Annotated in this window: 20 protein-coding genes; 18 read left to right on the top strand and 2 right to left on the bottom strand. The window is 40.8% G+C overall.

The window, feature by feature from the left end:
• The first annotated feature begins 12 nt into the window (after nt 1-12).
• From G596_RS0112630 to G596_RS0112560, 14 genes are all read left to right on the top strand, one after another.
• Nucleotides 13-402 (top strand): PrgI family protein, encoded by a 390-nt coding sequence (locus G596_RS0112630; protein ID WP_022762209.1) that lies wholly within the window; start codon nt 13-15, stop codon nt 400-402.
• Nucleotides 403-418: 16 nt separating this feature from the next.
• Nucleotides 419-2,806 (top strand): VirB4-like conjugal transfer ATPase, CD1110 family, encoded by a 2,388-nt coding sequence (locus G596_RS0112625; RefSeq protein ID WP_026671320.1) that lies wholly within the window; start codon nt 419-421, stop codon nt 2,804-2,806.
• A gap of 18 nt (nt 2,807-2,824) precedes the next feature.
• Nucleotides 2,825-4,579, top strand: a complete 1,755-nt coding sequence (locus G596_RS22095; protein ID WP_022762207.1) for a C40 family peptidase — start codon at nt 2,825-2,827, stop codon at nt 4,577-4,579.
• 12 nt (nt 4,580-4,591) lie between these two features.
• Complete coding sequence (locus G596_RS22090; RefSeq protein ID WP_022762206.1) at nt 4,592-4,933, top strand: DUF4315 family protein; 342 nt, start codon at nt 4,592-4,594, stop codon at nt 4,931-4,933.
• Nucleotides 4,920-5,720: a DUF4366 domain-containing protein gene (locus tag G596_RS0112610; RefSeq protein ID WP_022762205.1), complete on the top strand. Its 801-nt coding sequence runs from the start codon at nt 4,920-4,922 to the stop codon at nt 5,718-5,720. Before G596_RS22090 ends, G596_RS0112610 begins: the two co-directional genes overlap by 14 nt.
• 128 nt (nt 5,721-5,848) lie before the next feature.
• Complete coding sequence (locus tag G596_RS22085) at nt 5,849-7,066, top strand: ArdC-like ssDNA-binding domain-containing protein (protein WP_022762203.1); 1,218 nt, start codon at nt 5,849-5,851, stop codon at nt 7,064-7,066.
• A complete protein-coding gene (locus G596_RS22080) occupies nt 7,066-7,479 on the top strand; it encodes a hypothetical protein (RefSeq protein WP_022762202.1) in 414 nt (137 codons plus the stop codon). Before G596_RS22085 ends, G596_RS22080 begins: the two co-directional genes overlap by 1 nt.
• A 7-nt stretch (nt 7,480-7,486) precedes the next feature.
• Nucleotides 7,487-8,089: a helix-turn-helix domain-containing protein gene (locus tag G596_RS25875; protein ID WP_022762201.1), complete on the top strand. Its 603-nt coding sequence runs from the start codon at nt 7,487-7,489 to the stop codon at nt 8,087-8,089.
• Between the two features lies 1 nt (nt 8,090).
• Complete coding sequence (locus G596_RS0112585) at nt 8,091-8,426, top strand: plasmid mobilization protein (RefSeq protein ID WP_022762200.1); 336 nt, start codon at nt 8,091-8,093, stop codon at nt 8,424-8,426.
• A 175-nt stretch (nt 8,427-8,601) separates the two neighbouring features.
• Entirely contained in the window at nt 8,602-9,771 is a 1,170-nt protein-coding gene (locus tag G596_RS0112580) for an MFS transporter (protein ID WP_242829191.1), read from the top strand.
• Nucleotides 9,772-9,807: 36 nt separating this feature from the next.
• On the top strand, nt 9,808-10,233 hold the full coding sequence (locus G596_RS0112575; RefSeq protein WP_022762198.1) for a hypothetical protein: 426 nt from the start codon (nt 9,808-9,810) through the stop codon (nt 10,231-10,233).
• A gap of 91 nt (nt 10,234-10,324) precedes the next feature.
• The gene (locus G596_RS0112570) at nt 10,325-10,558 is read left to right on the top strand and encodes a hypothetical protein (protein ID WP_022762197.1); all 234 of its coding nucleotides are present in this window, start codon (nt 10,325-10,327) and stop codon (nt 10,556-10,558) included.
• An 89-nt stretch (nt 10,559-10,647) separates the two neighbouring features.
• A complete protein-coding gene (locus G596_RS0112565; protein WP_022762196.1) occupies nt 10,648-12,060 on the top strand; it encodes a relaxase/mobilization nuclease domain-containing protein in 1,413 nt (470 codons plus the stop codon).
• 254 nt (nt 12,061-12,314) lie between these two features.
• Nucleotides 12,315-12,932 (top strand): MT-A70 family methyltransferase, encoded by a 618-nt coding sequence (locus G596_RS0112560; RefSeq protein ID WP_022762195.1) that lies wholly within the window; start codon nt 12,315-12,317, stop codon nt 12,930-12,932.
• Between the two features lie 43 nt (nt 12,933-12,975).
• On the opposite strand, the gene G596_RS0112555 is transcribed toward G596_RS0112560, so the two are convergent.
• Together G596_RS0112555 and G596_RS0112550 are read right to left on the bottom strand one after the other, a co-directional pair.
• On the bottom strand, nt 12,976-13,818 hold the full coding sequence (locus tag G596_RS0112555) for a PIN domain-containing protein (protein WP_022762194.1): 843 nt from the start codon (nt 13,816-13,818) through the stop codon (nt 12,976-12,978).
• A 103-nt stretch (nt 13,819-13,921) separates the two neighbouring features.
• A complete protein-coding gene (locus G596_RS0112550; protein WP_022762193.1) occupies nt 13,922-14,458 on the bottom strand; it encodes a helix-turn-helix domain-containing protein in 537 nt (178 codons plus the stop codon).
• Nucleotides 14,459-14,945: 487 nt separating this feature from the next.
• On the opposite strand from G596_RS0112550, the gene G596_RS0112545 reads away from it, so the two are divergent.
• From G596_RS0112545 to G596_RS0112530, 4 genes are all read left to right on the top strand, one after another.
• Nucleotides 14,946-15,131 (top strand): hypothetical protein, encoded by a 186-nt coding sequence (locus tag G596_RS0112545; RefSeq protein WP_022762192.1) that lies wholly within the window; start codon nt 14,946-14,948, stop codon nt 15,129-15,131.
• A 79-nt stretch (nt 15,132-15,210) separates the two neighbouring features.
• Nucleotides 15,211-16,632: an NYN domain-containing protein gene (locus G596_RS0112540; protein WP_022762191.1), complete on the top strand. Its 1,422-nt coding sequence runs from the start codon at nt 15,211-15,213 to the stop codon at nt 16,630-16,632.
• A 105-nt stretch (nt 16,633-16,737) separates the two neighbouring features.
• The gene (locus G596_RS0112535; RefSeq protein ID WP_022762190.1) at nt 16,738-17,673 is read left to right on the top strand and encodes a hypothetical protein; all 936 of its coding nucleotides are present in this window, start codon (nt 16,738-16,740) and stop codon (nt 17,671-17,673) included.
• Nucleotides 17,674-19,653: a DUF262 domain-containing protein gene (locus G596_RS0112530; protein WP_022762189.1), complete on the top strand. Its 1,980-nt coding sequence runs from the start codon at nt 17,674-17,676 to the stop codon at nt 19,651-19,653.
• The last annotated feature ends 1 nt before the right edge of the window (nt 19,654 follow it).

Below are 19,654 nucleotides of genomic sequence, written 5' to 3'. Positions count from 1 at the left end.
GGAGTAACAGATATGGCAGCTTCGTACATAAGCGTGCCAAGAGACTTAACAAAGGTCAAAAGCAAGGTGTTCTTGAATCTGACCAAAAGACAGCTCATATGTTTTACGGTGGCGGCACTCATAGGAGTACCGTCATTTTTTCTTATAAAGAGCGTGGCTGCGGTCAATGTGGCAGTAATGGGAATGATGGTACTTATGATGCCGATATTCTTTTTTGCCATGTATGAAAAGAACGGAAGACCTCTGGAAGTTTATCTTGGCCATTTTATACAGGCCGTTTTCATAAGACCAAAGAAACGTCCGTACAAAACGGATAACTATTATGCAGCACTGGAGAGATGTGCTGCTACGCAGAAGGAGGTGGAGAAAATTGTTCGTGCTTCCATGGAAGAAAAAAGATAATTCCAGGGAATTTAAAATGCCCGAAGGATTATCACGAAAACAACAGGAAGAAGTAAAAGTAATCATAAAAAATGCAAGGAAAGACGATGGGACTCCAAGATCAGCCCAGCAGACACTTCCTTTTGAGAGAATGTTCCCGGATGGTATCTGCAGAGTAGGAGGGGATTTCTACACAAAGACGATACAGTTCCAGGACATCAACTACCAGCTTGCACAGCAGGAGGATAAAACAGAGATATTTGAGGAATGGTGTGGATTTCTGAACTTCTTTGACAGTTCGGTTCAGTTCCAGCTTTCATTCATGAACTTCGCAACAGAGATAGGGGATTTTGAGAAAAAGATAGCAATTCCCCATCAGGAAGACGGGTTCAACGATGTAAGGGATGAGTATTCTGGAATACTCTTAAAGAACATGCAGGCAGGTAATAACGGACTTACAAAAGTAAAGTATATTACTTTCGGTATCCATGCGGATTCAATGAAGTCCGCTAAACCAAGGCTGATCCATATTGAAATGGATATCCTTAACAATTTCAAACGTCTGGGAGTAATAGCTGAGACTCTTAACGGAGCACAGCGACTTGAACTCATGCACAGACAGACTCATATGGGAGATAGTGCAAAGTTCCATTTCGACTGGAAGTATCTTGCTGGCAGCGGTCTTTCAGTAAAAGACTTTGTGGCTCCAAGCTCGTTTGAGTTCCCTAATGGAAGATATTTCAAGATGGGAGATACATGGTGTGCCATGAGTTTTCTTTCAATTGATGCTTCCGATGTGAGCGACAGGATGCTTGCAGATTTCCTTGGAATGGAATCCAGTCAGATCGTCACAATGCATCTTAAGTCAGTAGACCAGAACGAGGCCATTAAGACTGTAAAGCACACAATCACCGAGCTTGACAGAAGCAAGATTGAGGAACAGAAAAAGGCAGTAAGAGCCGGATATGACATGGAGATCATACCAAGTGATCTTGCGACTTATGGCAAGGATGCAAAGGCACTCCTTAAGGAATTGCAGTCACAGAATGAGAGAATGTTTCTTCTGACTTTCCTTATCATGAATACCGGAAAGACAAAGGAAGAGCTGGATAATAACTTATTCCAGGCTTCATCCATAGCACAGAAGCATTCCTGTAATCTGATAAGACTTGATTTCCAGCAGGAGCAGGGCTTTGTAAGCACACTGCCTCTTGCATATAACGAAGTGGATATCCAGCGTGGTATGACAACTTCAAGCACAGCTATTTTCGTGCCTTTCACTACACAGGAGCTATTCCAGGATCACAGGGGTGCTCTGTATTATGGACTTAATGCACTTTCAAACAACCTTATCATGGTAGACAGAAAGATGCTTAAGAATCCTAACGGACTTATCCTTGGTACACCAGGTTCCGGTAAGTCTTTCGCTGCAAAGAGGGAGATTGTAAATTCTTTCCTTGTAACAGACGATGACATCATCATTTCGGATCCTGAGCAGGAGTACAAAGCTCTGGTGGATTACCTTGGCGGTCAGGTGATAAGGATCAGTCCTACATCCACGCAGTATGTAAATCCCATGGATATCAACATGAACTATTCTGATGATGATAACCCGGTCATGCTGAAGGTTGATTTCATTCTTTCACTCATGGAGCTTATCATGGGATCAAGGGATGGACTGCAGCCCACGGAAAGAACAGTCATCGACAGGTGTACAAGGGCGGTTTACAGGAAATATCTTGAAAATCCTGTGCCTGAAAACATTCCGATATTGGAAGACCTTTACAATGAGCTTTTAAAACAGGATGAGCCTGAAGCCAAGTATGTTGCAACTGCTCTTGAAATCTATGTAAGTGGTTCGCTTAGCGTGTTCAACCATAGAACAAACGTTGACATCAATAGCAGACTCGTTTGCTACGACATCAAGGATCTTGGTAAGCAGCTTAAGAAGATAGGAATGCTTATTATTCAGGACCAGGTATGGGGCAGGGTCTCAGCCAACAGAGAAATGGGAAGATCCACAAGGTACATCATGGATGAGATGCACTTGTTATTACGTGAGGAACAGACTGCAGCCTACACAGTGGAAATCTGGAAGAGGTTCCGTAAGTGGGGAGGCATCCCGACAGGCGTTACACAGAACGTCAAAGACTTTCTCGCAAGTGCTGAAGTTTCCAACATTTTCGAGAACTCAGACTTCATAATCATGCTTAATCAGGCCATTGGTGACAGACAACTTCTTGCCAAGCAGCTCAACATAAGTCCACACCAGCTTTCGTATGTAACACATTCGGGAGAAGGTGAAGGACTTATTTTTTATGGAAATGTCATTCTGCCATTTATAGACAGGTTCCCTAAGGACACCAAGATCTATAAGGCGATTTCCACCAAGTTCTCAGAATCTTCTGAGGATAAAGCTGCTTAAACAGACAGGAGATGAGTTATGGAAGAAGGATTATACACAAGGAATCCTCCGGGTGAGGAGGATTCTGCATCTCCGGAGGATAAAGCTCCGAGAGTGCATGGAAACAAATTAAAGAATAAGGATTCTGCCAGAAGATATTACGAACAGAAGCTCCGTACCGGTAAAGCTGATAACAGCATGACACCGGAGGAGAAACAGCACAGGGACAAGATAAAGAAGCAGACACAGAAGAAGGCTGCAGAGGTCGAAAAGACAAGGAAAGCAGAGGAAGCAAAGAAGAAGGACCGAAATGTGAGTAAAAGTTCGGGAAATCTTTCGGATGCAGCATCGAAAACCGCAGCTGGAGTCGGAGTCATGTCAGATGTTGTGAACTCTACGGATGATGGCAAAGGAGAGAGTGCCGTTGCTGAGGAAGTTTTTGATATTGGCGGATATGTTGCCAGCGGTGCAGTCAGTCACGTTACTTCGAAGGTAAAAAGCGGTAAGTACAGCAAGAAAGTACATGGGAAAAGAGAGCTTTCTGGTGGAAGTACAGATGCTGCCAAGGAAAGAGCAAGGAAAGAACTTCAGAGGAAAATGATACAGAAGCAGGCCAAGGCTGCAGAAGGCGGTGCCAAGTTTGGTGAAAAGGTAGGAGAAAAAACCAGGGATGTAGTAAGTGCAATCGGTGAGTGGATGAAGAACTTTGCCGAAGAGCATCCCGTGATCAGCATAATCGTGGTTCTGATACTTCTTGTAGTACTTGTGTGCGCTGGATTTCTTAATTCCTGTGCAGCGATCGGATCCGGAGTAGGCGATGTGACCATAGTAACCTCTTATACTGCAAAGGACGAGGATATCCTTGCGGTAGAAGATGATTACAAGGAACTGGAAGCAGGGCTTCAGGACGAGATAGATGAGATTGATACGGATGGATATGACGAAGTTAATTACTATCTTGATGAAGTAGGGCACAATCCATATCAGCTTGCAGCGATACTTACTGTGATTTTTGAGGCTTATACAAGGGATGAGGTCCAGGCTAAACTACAGGAAATCTTTGAACTACAGTATGAAATCACTACGGAAGAAGTTGTTGAGACCAGGGAAAGAGAGGTTGAAGACGTAAGGTGGGTTGAGGATGATTCCTACGAAGATGGCGGCTATTGGGAAGAGTATACCTATACCGAAGAATATGAGTACTACATCCTGAATGTCTATCTTGTAAATCACACCCTTGATGAAGTGGTTGAAGAGCTTGGCTTCACTGATGATGAGATGGCACGTTACGAAGTGCTGCTTGAGACCTATGGTAACAAGAAGTATCTCTTTGGCGAGGAAGATTATTACAACATCCCAGATGATCATCCCGGAGACAGAGACGACTATCATGTGCCGGGGGAATACCTTACAGATGAGCAGTTTGCAAGGATGCTCCATGAAGCTGAGAGCCATCTTGGAACACCTTATGTCTGGGGCGGTTACAGTCCTTCGGGATTTGACTGCTCAGGATTTGTAAGCTGGGTAATAAATCACTGCGGTAACGGATGGAACTTTGGAAGACTTACTGCAAACGGACTCAGGGCAAGAACAGACTATGTTCCAGCTTCAGAAGCAAAGCCAGGAGATCTTATCTTTTTCCAGGGCACATATGATACAGCCGGGGCCAGTCATGTCGGAATATATGTCGGCAACGGAATGATGATCCATGCAGGTAATCCTGTGAAATACTCATCGATCAACACGCCATACTGGCAGAGCCATTTCCTTGAATTTGGCAGGATTGGCGGTTAAGGGAGGACAGATATGTTTGAGAAACTGAATAAATTAAGAACTGAGCATGAAAAGGCCAAGGCAAGGTTAGAAGAAGCCAAGGCAAAGTATGAGGAAGCAGAAGAAAAGCTAAATGCAGAGCTGGCTACAAGCATACTTGATGTGGTTGCACGAAAAGACTTTACACCGGAACAGCTTGCAGAGCACCTTGGCGTAGCTGATAAGGAAAAGACTGCTTCATCCAAGAGTAAGAAAAAAGAAGCAAAGCCTACGAAGGATGAAGATGCCGAGCCACTGCCTTTTACAGATGATACATATGATCGTGATACTGAAAATGATGGAATTATGGAGGATATCTTAAATGAAAGCTTTTAAGTTAATAACTGCCAAGGCAAAGGTACTTGGCTGCTCAGTGGCTCTTATGGGGTCACTTTTTTGTTTTACACCGGTAACTGCATTTGCAGGTGGATATGACTGCACCTGTGAGACCAAGTGTACTGAGGATCATGTTGATGAAAACTGCAAACTCTGCAAGAAGGACTATCGTAACTGCGAGGGCAAGGAGCCTGAGATAGAGGAAAAGTGGGGACCACTTACTCCGGATGGAAACATGGAACTTGTTGATGATTACGGAAGTCTTGAAGCCGGTGGCAAGCAGTTCATTACTGTTATGACCAAGAACGGCAACTACTTTTACATCATTATTGACCGTGATGATGACGGTAATGAGAAGGTTCACTTCCTCAACATGGTTGATGAATCAGATCTTTTATCTCTGATGGATGATGACCAGGTCAGTGAATATATCAAAGTTACAGGAATAGGTAAGGAAGAGGAAAAAGAGCCTGAGGTTGTAAAAGCCGAACCACAGCCCGAACCTGAGCCGGAACCTGAACCAGTTGAAGAAAAGCCAGAGAAAGAGCCTGTGAATGTAACAGGAATCATGGCGATCATCCTTATTATTGCACTTGGTGGTGTAGGTGGATTCATGTATTACACATCAACAAAGAATTCAAAGAAGAAGTCCAGCGGTGAGGATCCGGATCAGGACTATGAAGACGAGGACTATTTTAAGAGCATGAGTTCAGATGATGACGATGATGAGATCCAGCTTGATAGTGAGCAGGCTGATGAGTCTTCAGGTGATGGAGGTGATGAGTGATGGCAAGAAAATCAAGATATGTTGCATACGCAAAGAAAGCAAAAAGCAGCGTGAAAGGTGTAAAGAAGCAGGAGCCGGTAAAGGCTCCTGCTGGCGTTAAGGGCGAAAGAAAGTAAGAGGAGAATCTTATGGATGAAAAAAGTGCAAAAAACGGCAGTGAATACCAGCGCCCATCCAATGAAGAAAAGCTGAAAGAGCTGACGGACAAGCTGCAGGATGGTGTAAAGGCAGTCCGTGACAGTGCAGAATACAAAAAGCTGCTTGCTACAATGGCAAAGTTTCCACATTATTCCCTGAACAACTGCATGCTCATAGCGATGCAAAAGCCAGATGCAACTTTATGTCAGGGATATAATGCCTGGAAAAAGATGGGGCGTTATGTAAGAAAAGGAGAGAAGGGAATAAAGGTAATAGCACCAAGCCCTTATACAATCCAAAAGGAAGTGGATGTGTTGGATTCCAATGGCAGACCAGTTCTTGATCATGATGGAGAGCCTGTGAAACAGACAAAGGAACTTAATCTTATGGGATTCAAGGCAGAGACAACTTTTGATGTTTCGCAGACGGAAGGAAAGGAACTTCCCAGAGTAGGCGTTGATGAGCTTAAGGGTAGCATTGATAAGTATGAGGTCCTTATGGGAGTTCTTAAGGATATCAGCCCTGTCCCAATCGGATTTGAGGACATCAAGAGCGGAGCCAAGGGTTATTACCACACAGAGGATAAGAGGATAGCAATACAACAGGGTATGAGCGAGCTGCAGACTCTTAAGACATGCATCCATGAGATTACTCATGCAATGCTTCATGGAGACAATGCAGCCGATATCAGCAAGAATAGGAAGGAACTTGAAGCGGAAGGTACAGCTAGCATAGTGCTTTCCTTCATGGGATATAACACAGATGATTACAGCTATCCATACCTTTGTGGCTACACATCTGATGCTGATATGAAAGAACTTAAGGCTTCCCTTGGAACTATACGGCAGACTTCATCAAGGATCATCAAGAAAATTGAGGATAAGCTTGGTGAGATCTACAAGGAGAGAAATCCTGAGATTGTAGCGGATAACGAGCCTGTTAAGAATGATGCAAAAGAATCTGTGAGGGTTGGTGATGATAGCCCTTTGAGGGATACAGCAGGCTGCACAGTGATAGGAACAGATGGTAAAGCTACAAAAGCGGAACCTGTTGTTGCGGAAAGAAAGATACTTGGAACGGTTCGTATTTTACCGGATGGCTGGGGAGGAATGAAGCAGTCGCTTCTTGATAATCTCAGCATACGGAAGAATCAGATAAAAAATGACACGGCTGCTAAAGTAGTAAAAAAAGATAGGGAGGTGTGTTGATGGGAACAGTAGATGATGGCTGGAAGGATGCTTCTGGTTTTGCAGATGAGCTTCCTTTCGGTAATTTTGAAGATGGCAGTGGTACAACACAGACTTATGAAGCCGATGATATTGTCGGTAACTGTCCTGTGTGCGGTACTCATGTTGTAGAACGTGAAAAGGGATTCTTCTGTAACAATATGGACTGCAACTTTGCACTCTGGAAGAATAACAGATTTTTTCAGGCTATAGGCAAGGAGATGACCAGAGAAGTTGCAGATGACCTTGTGAATGGTGGGACAGTCAAGCTCGTTGACTGTAAGTCACAGAGAACAGGAAATACATTCAGCTGCTACGTTGACCTTACAACTGACGAGGAGGGAAAAGCTCATTTCGAGATCCGATTTCCCAAAGGCGGGCGCAGAAGGGAGTGACATAATTATGGAAAGAAGAACAGGAACACCCATTGAAAAGTGGGATGATGTTAATGGTAAGACTACAGATGCAACGGCTGTTTCTGTAAATGATCTGTCACAAGGCGAGAGATTTATCCAGCTCCGTGAGAGTACAGGCATGAACAGAACAGAGTTTGCAGATTATCTAGGTATTCCTTACAGAACAATGCAGGACTGGGAGCGTGATGCACGTACCATGCCAAATTATGTTTTTGCTCTTATCGAGTATAAGGTTACTGCTGAGTTTGGGTTAAGGGTTCCGCAGGAGCTTGATCCCAACACAATCGGTAATGTAAGAAGAGGTCTTGAGGACCAGCTTGAGCAGAACGACAACATGATTGGTGATGGGGTGATCAATAATGTTGCTCCTCATAATCCTGTAGAGAACATGAAGGATGACAATGCCAATGGCATTCCTGATGAACAGGAAGAACTTGGTACGGTGGCATCACATGAAAAGAGCAAACCATTTCATGTTAGTGTGGCTGAGAAGGAAGAAAAGACATCTCTCCTGAAGGAGCTGCGCGATTGCATCCCGGAACCTTCAGAACGTTCTCACAGGGCATTACACCCTGAACTGGTACTGTGATATGGGAATCACATATGGCGAGAGCATCCTTATCAAAATGACTCCAGAGGATATCAATGCTATAAAAGCCAAGATGGAACAGGCTGGTATAAAGAATCGTAGTGCTTATATCAGAAAGATGGCAAGGGATGGTTACGTCATCATGCTTGATTTGTCTGATATTAAAGAGGTGATTCGCCTGCTCAGAATAAACAGTGACTTTCTTGCTCAGTATGTCCAAAAGGCAGATGAGAGCGGTGCTGTTTCTCTGGAGGACATAAAGGAACTCCAATCACAACAGGAAGAAATCTGGGAAGCCGTTAGAGGAATACTTGAAAGATTAGGAAATATAGCTTAGGTTTTGCGGCCATGGGGAAGGTTTATAACTTTTCTTGTGGCCGCTTTTCTGATTCTGTTTGATGGTATAATGTTAGAGAACTTATATTCCAGCATAATTGACGACGGAGCGATTGGGGAAAATGATTGAAAAATCTAAAAAGAATCATTCTTGTAAAAAACAAATCAGTGGTGCTATGGCATTCATAGTCTTGATGGGGATAGTCAGTCTGTTTTCTGATATGACTCATGAAGGTGCTAGGAGTATTTTGGGGGAATACTTGAATCTTGCTGGTGCTTCAGCAGCGACCATAGGATTCGTATCCGGATTTGGTGAATTATGTGGCTATTCTCTGCGTCTATTATCAGGATTTATAGCTGATAAAACCAAAAAGTATTGGACTTTGGTAATTGTCGGTTATACTCTTCAGGTTTTAGCAATTCCGGCTCTGGCGCTGATTCCTGAAAATGGCTGGATCATAGCATGCGGACTGATCATTATGGAGCGGATCGGAAAGGCTGTAAAGAAGCCGGCGAAGAATACACTTGTCAGCTTTGCTGCAAGTGAAGTAGGTACAGGTAAGGGATTTGCATTTCAGGAATTTTTGGATCAGCTTGGAGCTTTTCTTGGTCCGGTTATTCTATTTGTGATAGCTGCGGTGAAGGGCACTGGCAGCTTGTTTTCAACATATAGAGTTTGCTTTGCAATACTTGGAATTCCGGCATTGATTACGATTGCGCTGGTAGTTTTTTCATGGATCAGATATCCGAATCCTGAGATGTTTGAAAAAACGAAGGAAGAGTCAGAGGAGTTCCATCTTAAGAAGTCGTTTCTATATTATATGATTGCTATATGCCTGTTTGCCTTCGGATTTGCCGATTTTACGCTTATAACTCTTCATGCAGCGAATACGCAGGCATTTCCAGACTCGACACTTAGTCTTCTATATGCTGCAGCAATGGCAGTTGATGCTTTTGCCGCACTGTTCTTTGGATGGCTGTTTGATAGGATTGGACTTAAGGCACTAATTGCTTCTACAATCTGCAGCGCATTCTTTTCATGTTTTATATTTATTACAGGAAATCCGATACTTATTGGTATTGGTATCATTCTATGGGGAATAGGAATGGGTGCGCAGGAAAGTATAATGAAAGCGGCTGTCAGCAAGATAATCCCGCGAACAATGAGAAGTACAGGCTTTGGAATATTTGAAACAGGATTTGGAATAGCATGGTTTCTTGGAAGCTGGATGTTGGGAGCCTTGTATGATTTCAAGCCTGTGAGCCTTGTCGCAGTTTCTGTCACGGCCCAGCTTATGGCGGTTTTATTTTATGTGATATGCATAAAACGTCAAAAGAAAGAATAATATTGCAGGATAACTGACTAATAGGAGTGTTGATAAATGACAGTAAAAGAATTATTTGAGAAATATTGCACTAAAGACGAGTGGGGATATTGCTGCCATGGACATGGCATTAAGCTAACTCCGGCTTCAGAGGAAGAAATAAAAGCGTTCAGAGATTTATGCGATAAATATGGTGTAGAGCAGAGGGTAGTCTCTGAATTGGAAGAATACTACAAGCAAACTAATAACTTCTTTGATTACTTTAAGTGTGATGAAGAAGATTTATTTACATGGTGGGAAGATGATGATCAAAGATCCATATGGCTTGGCTGCGTGGATTGTGACAGTTTCATCTATGACGATATCACTCACAAATATGCAATTGGAGCGGCAGGCGACAATTCTATTGGAGAATACGATACATTAATGGAGATGCTTGAATCATATCTTAAAGAAGGCTACGAGAATGGTTGGAACAATTAAGATTATACCGGAATTTAAAGATTCGATAGCATTACAGTTAGTACCATTTTGCATTTGGTAAATTATTGGATTGAAGGTAAGGACAAGTAATATGGCTTTTCGTAGGACCCTTAGTGATCTTATTCGGCTGTATGCTGATGAGATTGCTGATTTGGATATAGATATTTGCCAGTATGATAAAAGATATGATGTGTGGGGATGCTTTTATCATGGCAAGCTAGATAAAGATAAGATACCGGAATGGGCACTCAGACATGAAGTTAAAGATGTCTATGAGTCTAAAGAGAATCATTCTTATACAATCTATCTTCAGCCTCTTGAATAAGATATGATTTTGAAATTAAAGAAATAATGCAAATGAATATTTAAGTGCAACTCTTCGGAGCTGCACTTATTTTTGTGGGGAAAACTATTATGGCAGCTACAAGACTTATTTCATTACACATGAACAAGGGAAGGACTCTTGCCAAGTGTCTGAAGGACAGGACGGATTATGAAATGAACCCGGACAAAACAGAAAAAGGGAAATACGTTTCATCCTATGCCTGTGATCCTAAGACTGTGGTGGAAGAATTTATTTTATCCAAAAGAGAATATGAACGTGTTACGGGCAAACATCCTAAGAACGATGTCATTGCATATCAGATCAGGCAGTCCTTCAAGCCCGGAGAGATCACACCGGAGGATGCAAACCGAATCGGATATGAGACAGCTATGAGATTTACAAAAGGCAATCATGCCTTTGTAGTATCGACTCATACTGACAAGGCCCACGTTCATAATCATATTATTTTCAACTCCACAGCTCTTAGTGGTGACAGGAAGTTCAAGGATTTTCTTTTGTCGGGCATGGCACTTGGGAGACTTTCCAATCTTATCTGCATGGAGAATGGATTATCTGTAATTGCTCCGCAGCCTTATCATAGTAAGACAACTTATATCCATGAAGAGCGAGGTCCTACTTTCAGGGACAGGCTTAGAGAATCAATTGACGTTGCTCTTTCAAAGAAGCCGGGCTCTTTTGAAGATCTTTTGTCTGAACTTTCCAAGCAGGGTTATGAAATAAAACGAGGCAAGCATACTTCCGTTAGAGGAAATGGTCAGCAGAGATTTATCCGATTCCGTTCTCTGGGAGATGGATACACGGAAAAAGATCTGATGAAAAAGTTGGAAGGAGTCGAGAAGGGAACTGCTCCTAAGGAGATGGCTCCAAAGGAAGAACAGAAACCATTTTATAGGGATGATAAGTTTGACCTTCTGATAAATATTCAGGATATCATTGCTCAAGGAAAAGGTCCTGGGTATGAGATGTGGGCGAAGAAGTTTAATGTGAAAAATGTCATGAAGGCTATTCTCTTTTTTCAAGAGAAGGGGCTAAGGACATATGCTGAACTGGAAAAAATGGCTGGAGATACTTCTGATAGATTCTCGCAGCTTTCCGAGGATATCAAAGGGTATGAGAGTCGTCTGAAGAAAATCTCAGAACAAAAGAAAATTATAAAGGATTATTCCAGTACAAAAGAAATATATCAGCAGTACAGGCAGTCAGGCTACAACAGAAAATTCTTTGAAGAGCATAAAGAAGAAATCATGACTCATAAAGCAGCGAAAGATGCTTTTGATAAACATAATGGTAAGTTCCCATCTTACAAAGAACTCAGTGCTGAGTATGACAAAGTGCTTTCAAAAAAGAGAGCTGCCTATGCCGAGTATAAGGAAGTCAGAAAAGATATGCAGACATATCAGACTGCAAAATATGATATTGACCAGATACTTGGTATTGGAAAAGAACAGGAACAGAATAAAAATCGTGAACGTTCACGATAATCTTTTTGAGGCAGTCCGTCGTGGCTGCCTCTTTCTATTAACGACAACCAAACGTCATTTGCCATCTTCTTGGCGAAATTTCTTTCAGCTCCGGAAGGAGCGTAGTCAGATTTTAATCTGAAGCGAGGGGATTGGGGATGTGCCCCAACAAGTGAGTTTCGATGGGTATATATCGAAACCCCACTTGCCACTTTACTCTACCCCTTTGGGGATGGGGATAACGCGCGGGGCTTTTGAGGGAGGAAAAAATAAAAATGATCAGGGAATTTGTAAAGGGTAACAACAAAACGGATGCCGGGGTAAAAGAAAAGACTCCGGCACTGAAGAAAAAATATGAAGTCATCTATGCGGATCCACCGTGGCGGTTCCGAGTCAGAACAGAAAAAGGGAAAGGCAGGAGCGCAGAGAATCATTATCCGACAATGAAGTTGGAGGACATCTGCAAGCTTTCGGTAAAAGAAATTGCTGCAGACGATTCGATTCTTTTCATGTGGGCAACGTTTCCGAATCTGAAAGAGGCGTTTGATGTGATCGATGCCTGGGGATTCGATTACAAGACCGTGGCCTTCGTCTGGGTGAAACAAAATAAAAAATCGGATTCACTTTTCTGGGGCATGGGTTATTGGACAAGATCCAACGCTGAGGTGTGCCTACTTGCAACCAAAGGTCATCCGAAGCGAATCGACTCATCGGTTCATCAGGTTATCATCAGTCATATTGAAGAACATAGTAAGAAGCCAGCAGAGACAAGAAATCGGATCGTAAAACTTGTAGGTGATGTCCCTCGGGTGGAACTCTTCGCAAGACAAAAGACTCCAGGGTGGGACACCTGGGGAAATGAACTTGAAAATGATCTGGAGCTTGCAGCATAAAAACAGCGAGGGATAAACCCTCGCCGGATCGATCAGCTCTCCTTTATTTGATTTTGTCTAAGATTTTTATATGAGCCTTGATCAGAGTATAGTATTTCTCACTGGCATCTTTTCCGTATTTGGTCTGCAAGGAAGACCGAAATGAATTGAGATTCTTTTTCTTCTTCCAGGTTTCAGTTACAAATTTCGGAAAATCAGATGGCATTGCAGTCTTGCCCTTGGCATGTGCAAAAACTATCTGACAGTAAGATTTCTGTTTGTCTGCAAGGCTCTTCTTTTTGTGGTTCTCAATGTAACTGTTATAAGTCGCATTAGACTTAAAAGCATTGTAATAGGTGACGCCCTGTTTTCCGTAAATCTGGTGCAGCGACTCGTGAAGTGGTTGCAGCTGATCCCGCCCTAAGATATAGAGGATCTCTTTTGCCTCATCAGGGATTCCATCGTCTTGGATTTCAACGGGCTTGGGCATAACAGTTTCTATATCAACAGGACCTGGTTCATCTTTTTTATCGGAGGACTGTTGTTTCTGCATACAGGCCTTTCCGGTGATACGCTTTAATGCAATTCCTCTGTCTTTCCAGTATTTAACAACTGCATCATAGCCAGTGTCATTGGTAACGATAATGTATTCATCATCCCCAATGTCATGGACCTGGTATCCAAGCTCTGTACATAATTGGAAATCAAGTGCATTGTTACCCTCGCAGCATTCGATGAATGTCACATCCTTAGGAGACTTCTTAAGTGTAATCAGATTTTTATAATTCATATGCGGACTTTTCGCAGTATAAAAAACAAGAATCTCATCTTCTTTTGCAACAGTATCAAGCAGAGATATCCAATTATCTCCGACGTTTTCACTATCAATAAAATATCTTTTGCTCATGTATACCTTAGCTGATCGAACGACTATATTATACAATAGGATATGTAGGTGGCTCACTAACATTTTTGTTAGGAGCTGTGATGTTCTATTGAAAAGTGAGTCATTATCTTATCTGAGGTCTGTGTGCAGTTGAATGCTTTTCAATTAACTCATCACGGCATGCTTCATAAAATAGTGTATCATAGCGGATTTCCTGAACTTCTCTGAGTTTAGGGTCATAGTAGTGCTCTTTTCCATATTTCAATAAATCATTGATTATATTCATCATTTTATTAAAGATTAAAGGTTGTTCCTGTTCTTCAGCTATCTCATAATCATGTGAAGCATTCTTAAGAGCTGATAGTTTTGGTAAAAGTTTATCTTGAGGCATTGTTTGTAAACAGTGTTGGATTAGCTGGTCTCGGTATGTCACTCCATCGAGCAAATATGAAAGATCTACGCCAAGATCGCGAAGGCCAAAGATGACATTAAAGGGAATGCCGGCTTTTTTGTTTTCGTATCTGCCATATTGGCGTGATGATACTCCTAACATTTCGGCAAATTCTTCCTGAGTATATCCATGACTCAGTCTTTCTAGGCGCATCCTATCAGCAATGTCGCTCATGTGTTTTTTCTCTTCTTCAGTTTTTGATTTAGCCATTATTGTTCACCTCGCGAAAAAAGAATAGCAGATGTGTATTGGTTTGTGTAGGACATGTATTCAAGTAGCACGTAATGTAAACCAGGGCAGTTTTTTTATTTGAAGGTGTACATGGCTCATCTTTTTGTTCGCAAAAAAATGCCTCAAACCCAGATGAATGCTGACTTCGTGAGCTGGTATTTTTATGGGACTCTTGATGTGTCATAAATAGAGTGTAAGGTGTAAGGTAAAAAGAGGTAATAAGAGTTCCAAGTGAGGTGGTGACTATGAGCAGACTGATTTACTGGATAAAGAAATGCATTCATAGAAATAATAAATTTTGCAGGCACTTCTGCGTGACTTGTGAGTTTTATGAATTCTGTAGTCGTGATGGTGATTTGTCTTAAGAGGTTGGCCATGGGTATGAAATAAAGAATAATTTTGGGAATAGTAACATACATACTGATGATAATTGCATACCCATTATGAGCTGAAGGAAGGAGCAATTATGTTCTTTGGAAAGAAAGACAAGGATGTAAGAATTTCAGATGACCAATACAAAGATTTGGTCAGCAAAATGAATAAAAGAGAGCGAAGGGAGTTCGAAAGAAAACAGGATGAGCTTCGTCGGGACAGAGAAGATGACAGACTTATGGGCTGGCTGTTTATGGAAGATGAGCTGGATGATATGTAAAATTAATCCCTTTTTTAGCAATCTTTAATAGGTCGAAACAGCAGCTGAGATTTATAATATAGCTTGAGGTATTTTGCGTATGGATATCAGTACAAATGGTGGAACGTCATTAGATTTTTCAGATGTTCTTTCAATGATAAATGAACAGGAACATGCCAACTTACACGGTGAGCAATACGATATTGTATCGAAGGTTGCTTACCTGCTTGGCATACATAAAAGAATATTTGAAAACGAATCTGAGCCACCTAAGCTTGAAATATATAAGAAGCTTGAGTTGGATAAAAAGGCACGAATAATAAGAAATCTTTGTAGGCTTAGAACTCAGCTTGAGCATAATTTCTTAAAGGTATGTCAGGGCATTCAGCAGGAAGGCAGAAGTATTCTTGGAATGCCGGAGTACATGCCACTGGATGCTATGCAGCAACTTTCTGATGATGGCATTGAGATATATGTTCATATGAAGGAGCCTACCCCTTATCTGATCAATCTTAATCAGAATATAAAGAGCCGTATCAACAACTGCAGAGACCTTTTTCCGGAATGGATTAACTGGAATTATCTATCAAACATTTTCGTTATGCCTGATGGTCTGTCAGAGGAAGGAACAAAAAGAGCAGCGGCATACTACTATGAAAACATGAACTTCTACCCCTACAAGCAGTATTTGAACTGGCCCGCACAGGATGAAGGGAACATTCTTCTTAATGACAGAAGGTTTGTAACGCTTTTATACCGATGGAATAACGATGAGTTCCAGCACCTAAGCTTGGTGTCGGATGTAAGCGAGAGAACCAAGGCCAATATTTATACATTTATAGAGAATAGCGAGAAGTGCGTTTTCATAGTTGACTGTGAAAATTCTGATCCATATAGCTTGTGTGCAGCAATCAGGAACTTAGAACCGAATCGGTTGCAGAAAATAGAGAAGATTATCCTTTTTGATGATATTCATGCTGCATCAGCATGGGAACTACTGGGATCTTATGTAAAGATTCCGGTTGAGTACATAATGATAGAACGTCTGAAGGATAATAAATCACTTGCAGATGTTAAAGTTGCAGCTCGTACCTGCAAGGAGTTCTACACCAATAATGTTGATTCCTTCGTACTAGTATCAAGCGATTCCGATTACTGGGGACTCATGGAGGAGCTTCCAGAGGCAAAGTTCTTGGTTATGCTAGAGCACGAGAAAACAAGCTATGCTCTGAAAGAGACTCTGATCAAGAATGACATCTTTTATTGTTACATTGATAGTTTCTATGCTGGTGGAGCTGATGATATTAAGAATGATGCTATTCAGAAGGAACTGGCAAGGTCGATAAAGGCATCGTTAGATCTTAATCTGAACGAACTTATGAGAGAGGTTCTGAATAGAACAAGGATTCAAATGACCGATGCTGAGGTTGAAAGCTTTATTAAGAGAAAAGTGAAAAATCAGTTAGAAATTGAAGTTTTGGAAAATGGAGAGGTTGATTTGAGCTATAGAGTTAGAAAGTAGGTAAATACTGGAAATCAATGTGCCTCTTAGGATGAATATAAATGCCGAAAATGGTATAATTTTAATGTTGAATTACAAACGAAAAAACAGGAAAAGAGGCTCGGAATGTCATCAGACAAATTGATCAGTCTTGGCGAGTATCCGGTGAATTGTGTTCTTAAGGAACTATTAAAAGATAGGACTACCGGTAAAAATATAATTTTTGCGACTAATACATATTCAGACTTTGACGCAGGGATAACGGAGAAAACTCAAATAACTGAAGATATATTAAAAGTACTTGGGGAGCGATTAATTCAGCCTCGTGTTTCGAAAGCTGCAGAGGAGCAGATGGAGAGAACGCGTAAGAAAGCTGAAGTTTTTACTCCCTCTTGGATTTGTAACAAAATGAATAACCATTGTGATAAAGAATGGTTTGGAAGAGATAACGTGTTTAATATCGAAAGTGAACAGGGATGGGAACCTGTTCTCGAACCAGTAAGGTTTGAAGGGTTAAGTGACTGGCAAAAATATGTTGATTCCAAACGATTGGAAATAACATGTGGAGAAGCTCCGTACATTGTTTCGAGGTATGATGCTTCAACGGGAGACAAGATTGATGTAACAAGAAGAATTGGTATCCTAGATCGAAAGCTAAGAGTAATAAATGAGAATACAGTCACGGAAAAAGAGTGGATGAAATGGGTTCTAAGAGCATTTCAAAGCGTATATGGATATGAGTTTCAGGGGGATAATTTACTAATAGCACGTATTAATCTGTTGATAACTTTTGTTGATTATATGCAATACAAATGGAATCGTATTCCGACCAATGCAGAGTTAAAGAAGGTGACCAATATTATTGTTTGGAATATATGGCAGATGGATGGTATTACTGGGACAGTTCCTTTTGGAAAACCGCAAGAAGAGTATAAGCAAATTACATTTTTTGACTTCATGCAAGGTATTAACGATACAGAACCTGAAGAAATGGATTGTGTAATATACGATTGGCAAAGTAATAAGCAAATTACGTTTAGAAGTATTAAGGAGGGAACATAAATGGTGCCACAGGAAAGCAAACTACTTAGCTTGCTATCAAATAATGATGTAACATTTTTTATTCCGCCTTACCAAAGAAACTATGAATGGACTGACGAGCAATGTAAGGTGTTTCTTGCAGATGTCATGAAGACATATGAGTCTAATTCAAGAGGAATAACTGCTGAGCATTTCTTTGGTTCCATTACATTCTTTCAGACGGAATCAACATTTGGACAGCCAGATAAATTAGTGCTTATTGATGGACAGCAACGTATAACAACTACGATGCTTTTTCTGGTAGCGCTTCGCGATATCTTGGACAATAACGATATGAGTAACTATGTTGATTCAAAATATCTCAAAAATAATAATGTAGCAGGAGATAGTGAATACAAGATAAAGCTTAAACAGGTTGAAACAGACTGGGTTGCATATAAGAAGATTATTCTTGAAGAGGAGATGACTACAAGAGAAAAAAACTCAGCTGTATATAGGAATTATCAGTATTTTAAAAATATACTTAAGAAATACAAAGAAGATGGTGTTAATCTCAGCGACATTATAGATAGGGGACTTAATAAGTTTAGTGTAATTACAATTGAATTACAGCCAGATAAGAATGCCTGGGAGAATCCTCAGGAGATTTTTGAGTCTATGAACTCTTTGGGAAAGCCATTATCACTTGCGGATCTGGTTAGAAATTATCTGTTACTAGGTCTTGATGCCGATACACAAAGTATGCTTTATAGCAAGTACTGGCTTAATATTGAAAACAGAATACCTGGGTTGGTTTCAAATTTTATTAGGGATTTCATGCAGGCTCATGAGAAAAGGGCATATCATAAGGCTTCAGAGAATAACTATAAGGAATTGTACAGTATATTTAAAAGTATTTTTTCAAAGCAAGATACTAGAGAACTCTTGCTTGAACTATCTGAGTGCGCAGAGATTTATTCATACATTGTTCCTGGCGGAGAAACAGGGAATAAAGTTATCGATGCAGAGCTTCATGACATTATTAGACTGAATGTGACGACTGCGTATTCCTTTTTTATGGTATTGCTAAGATACTGGAAAAAAGAATTATTGAATGAACAAGATACGGCAGACATTCTGTATGTTTTTAAAATATATTGCTTACGAAGAAGAATACTTGGAATAACACAGGCTGAGAATAAAAACTTCCCGGCTTTGGTTAACTATATTCCTGAATTAGTGGAAGCTCCAGACAAGAAACAAAAGATGTTTGAAATTGTTGCTAATCAGGAAAGTACTTTGAGATTGCCTAATGATGTAGAGCTTTCAAGGTACATTGAAACGATGAACTTTTATAATTTCAAGTACTGCAAATTCATTTTAGCCCTGATTGAGGAGAAGATAACTAAAAATCGCCCTAATTTGGAGGACGACAATCTTCAGATAGAACATATTATGCCACAGAAACTAAACGATGCTTGGATTGCTGAATTAGGCGAAAAATACGAAACAATTCATCAGGAGTATGTTCATAACATAGGTAATCTTACTCTTATTCGCCATAATCAGGAGTTGGGACAGAAACTGTTTAAAGATAAAAAGAAGATTTATGAAGAAAATGCCGGTCTTCAGATAGCAAAGACAAAGATTACTAATCATGAGAAATGGAATGAGAAATCCATTCAGAACAGAGGAAAATGGCTTATTAAGTATTTACTTGATGAAGTATTGCCTATTCCGGATAGTATGCGTAAGGTTAACAACTTCAAGACTAAGGTAGGCGGAGGCTTATCGTTCCAGGAACTACAATTGATAGGTTTGGACATAGAGTTTTTTGATGATCCATCAATTAGGGCACATGTCGTAAATGATAAAGAAGTTGAATTTGAGGGGAAGAAGTGGAGATTATCACCACTTACAGCAGAGATTCAATCTAGAAGAGGGAAATTAAATCCATCAGGAATATATTCTGGACCTCAGTATTGGAGCTTCGATGGAATAAGATTAACAGATATTATTTAGG

The organism is Butyrivibrio sp. AD3002 (genome assembly GCF_000420905.1).
In the GTDB taxonomy this organism is placed as follows: Bacteria; Bacillota; Clostridia; order Lachnospirales; family Lachnospiraceae; genus Butyrivibrio.
This window is presented reverse-complemented; position numbering and strand designations above follow the sequence as displayed.

Excerpts from the sequence above, each read along its gene's own strand:
- G596_RS0112545 (WP_022762192.1), top strand. The coding sequence starts at position 14,946 with ATGTTCTTTGGAAAGAAAGACAAGGATGTAAGAATTTCAGATGACCAA.
- G596_RS0112565 (WP_022762196.1), top strand. The coding sequence starts at position 10,648 with ATGGCAGCTACAAGACTTATTTCATTACACATGAACAAGGGAAGGACT.
- G596_RS0112630 (WP_022762209.1), top strand. The coding sequence starts at position 13 with ATGGCAGCTTCGTACATAAGCGTGCCAAGAGACTTAACAAAGGTCAAA.
- G596_RS22095 (WP_022762207.1), top strand. The coding sequence starts at position 2,825 with ATGGAAGAAGGATTATACACAAGGAATCCTCCGGGTGAGGAGGATTCT.
- G596_RS0112585 (WP_022762200.1), top strand. The coding sequence starts at position 8,091 with ATGGGAATCACATATGGCGAGAGCATCCTTATCAAAATGACTCCAGAG.
- G596_RS0112570 (WP_022762197.1), top strand. The coding sequence starts at position 10,325 with ATGGCTTTTCGTAGGACCCTTAGTGATCTTATTCGGCTGTATGCTGAT.
- G596_RS0112575 (WP_022762198.1), top strand. The coding sequence starts at position 9,808 with ATGACAGTAAAAGAATTATTTGAGAAATATTGCACTAAAGACGAGTGG.
- G596_RS22085 (WP_022762203.1), top strand. The coding sequence starts at position 5,849 with ATGGATGAAAAAAGTGCAAAAAACGGCAGTGAATACCAGCGCCCATCC.
- G596_RS22080 (WP_022762202.1), top strand. The coding sequence starts at position 7,066 with ATGGGAACAGTAGATGATGGCTGGAAGGATGCTTCTGGTTTTGCAGAT.
- G596_RS0112540 (WP_022762191.1), top strand. The coding sequence starts at position 15,211 with ATGGATATCAGTACAAATGGTGGAACGTCATTAGATTTTTCAGATGTT.
- G596_RS0112530 (WP_022762189.1), top strand. The coding sequence starts at position 17,674 with ATGGTGCCACAGGAAAGCAAACTACTTAGCTTGCTATCAAATAATGAT.
- G596_RS0112535 (WP_022762190.1), top strand. The coding sequence starts at position 16,738 with ATGTCATCAGACAAATTGATCAGTCTTGGCGAGTATCCGGTGAATTGT.
- G596_RS0112610 (WP_022762205.1), top strand. The coding sequence starts at position 4,920 with ATGAAAGCTTTTAAGTTAATAACTGCCAAGGCAAAGGTACTTGGCTGC.
- G596_RS0112560 (WP_022762195.1), top strand. The coding sequence starts at position 12,315 with ATGATCAGGGAATTTGTAAAGGGTAACAACAAAACGGATGCCGGGGTA.
- G596_RS25875 (WP_022762201.1), top strand. The coding sequence starts at position 7,487 with ATGGAAAGAAGAACAGGAACACCCATTGAAAAGTGGGATGATGTTAAT.
- G596_RS0112625 (WP_026671320.1), top strand. The coding sequence starts at position 419 with ATGCCCGAAGGATTATCACGAAAACAACAGGAAGAAGTAAAAGTAATC.
- G596_RS0112580 (WP_242829191.1), top strand. The coding sequence starts at position 8,602 with ATGGCATTCATAGTCTTGATGGGGATAGTCAGTCTGTTTTCTGATATG.
- G596_RS0112550 (WP_022762193.1), bottom strand. The coding sequence starts at position 14,458 with ATGGCTAAATCAAAAACTGAAGAAGAGAAAAAACACATGAGCGACATT.
- G596_RS0112555 (WP_022762194.1), bottom strand. The coding sequence starts at position 13,818 with ATGAGCAAAAGATATTTTATTGATAGTGAAAACGTCGGAGATAATTGG.
- G596_RS22090 (WP_022762206.1), top strand. The coding sequence starts at position 4,592 with ATGTTTGAGAAACTGAATAAATTAAGAACTGAGCATGAAAAGGCCAAG.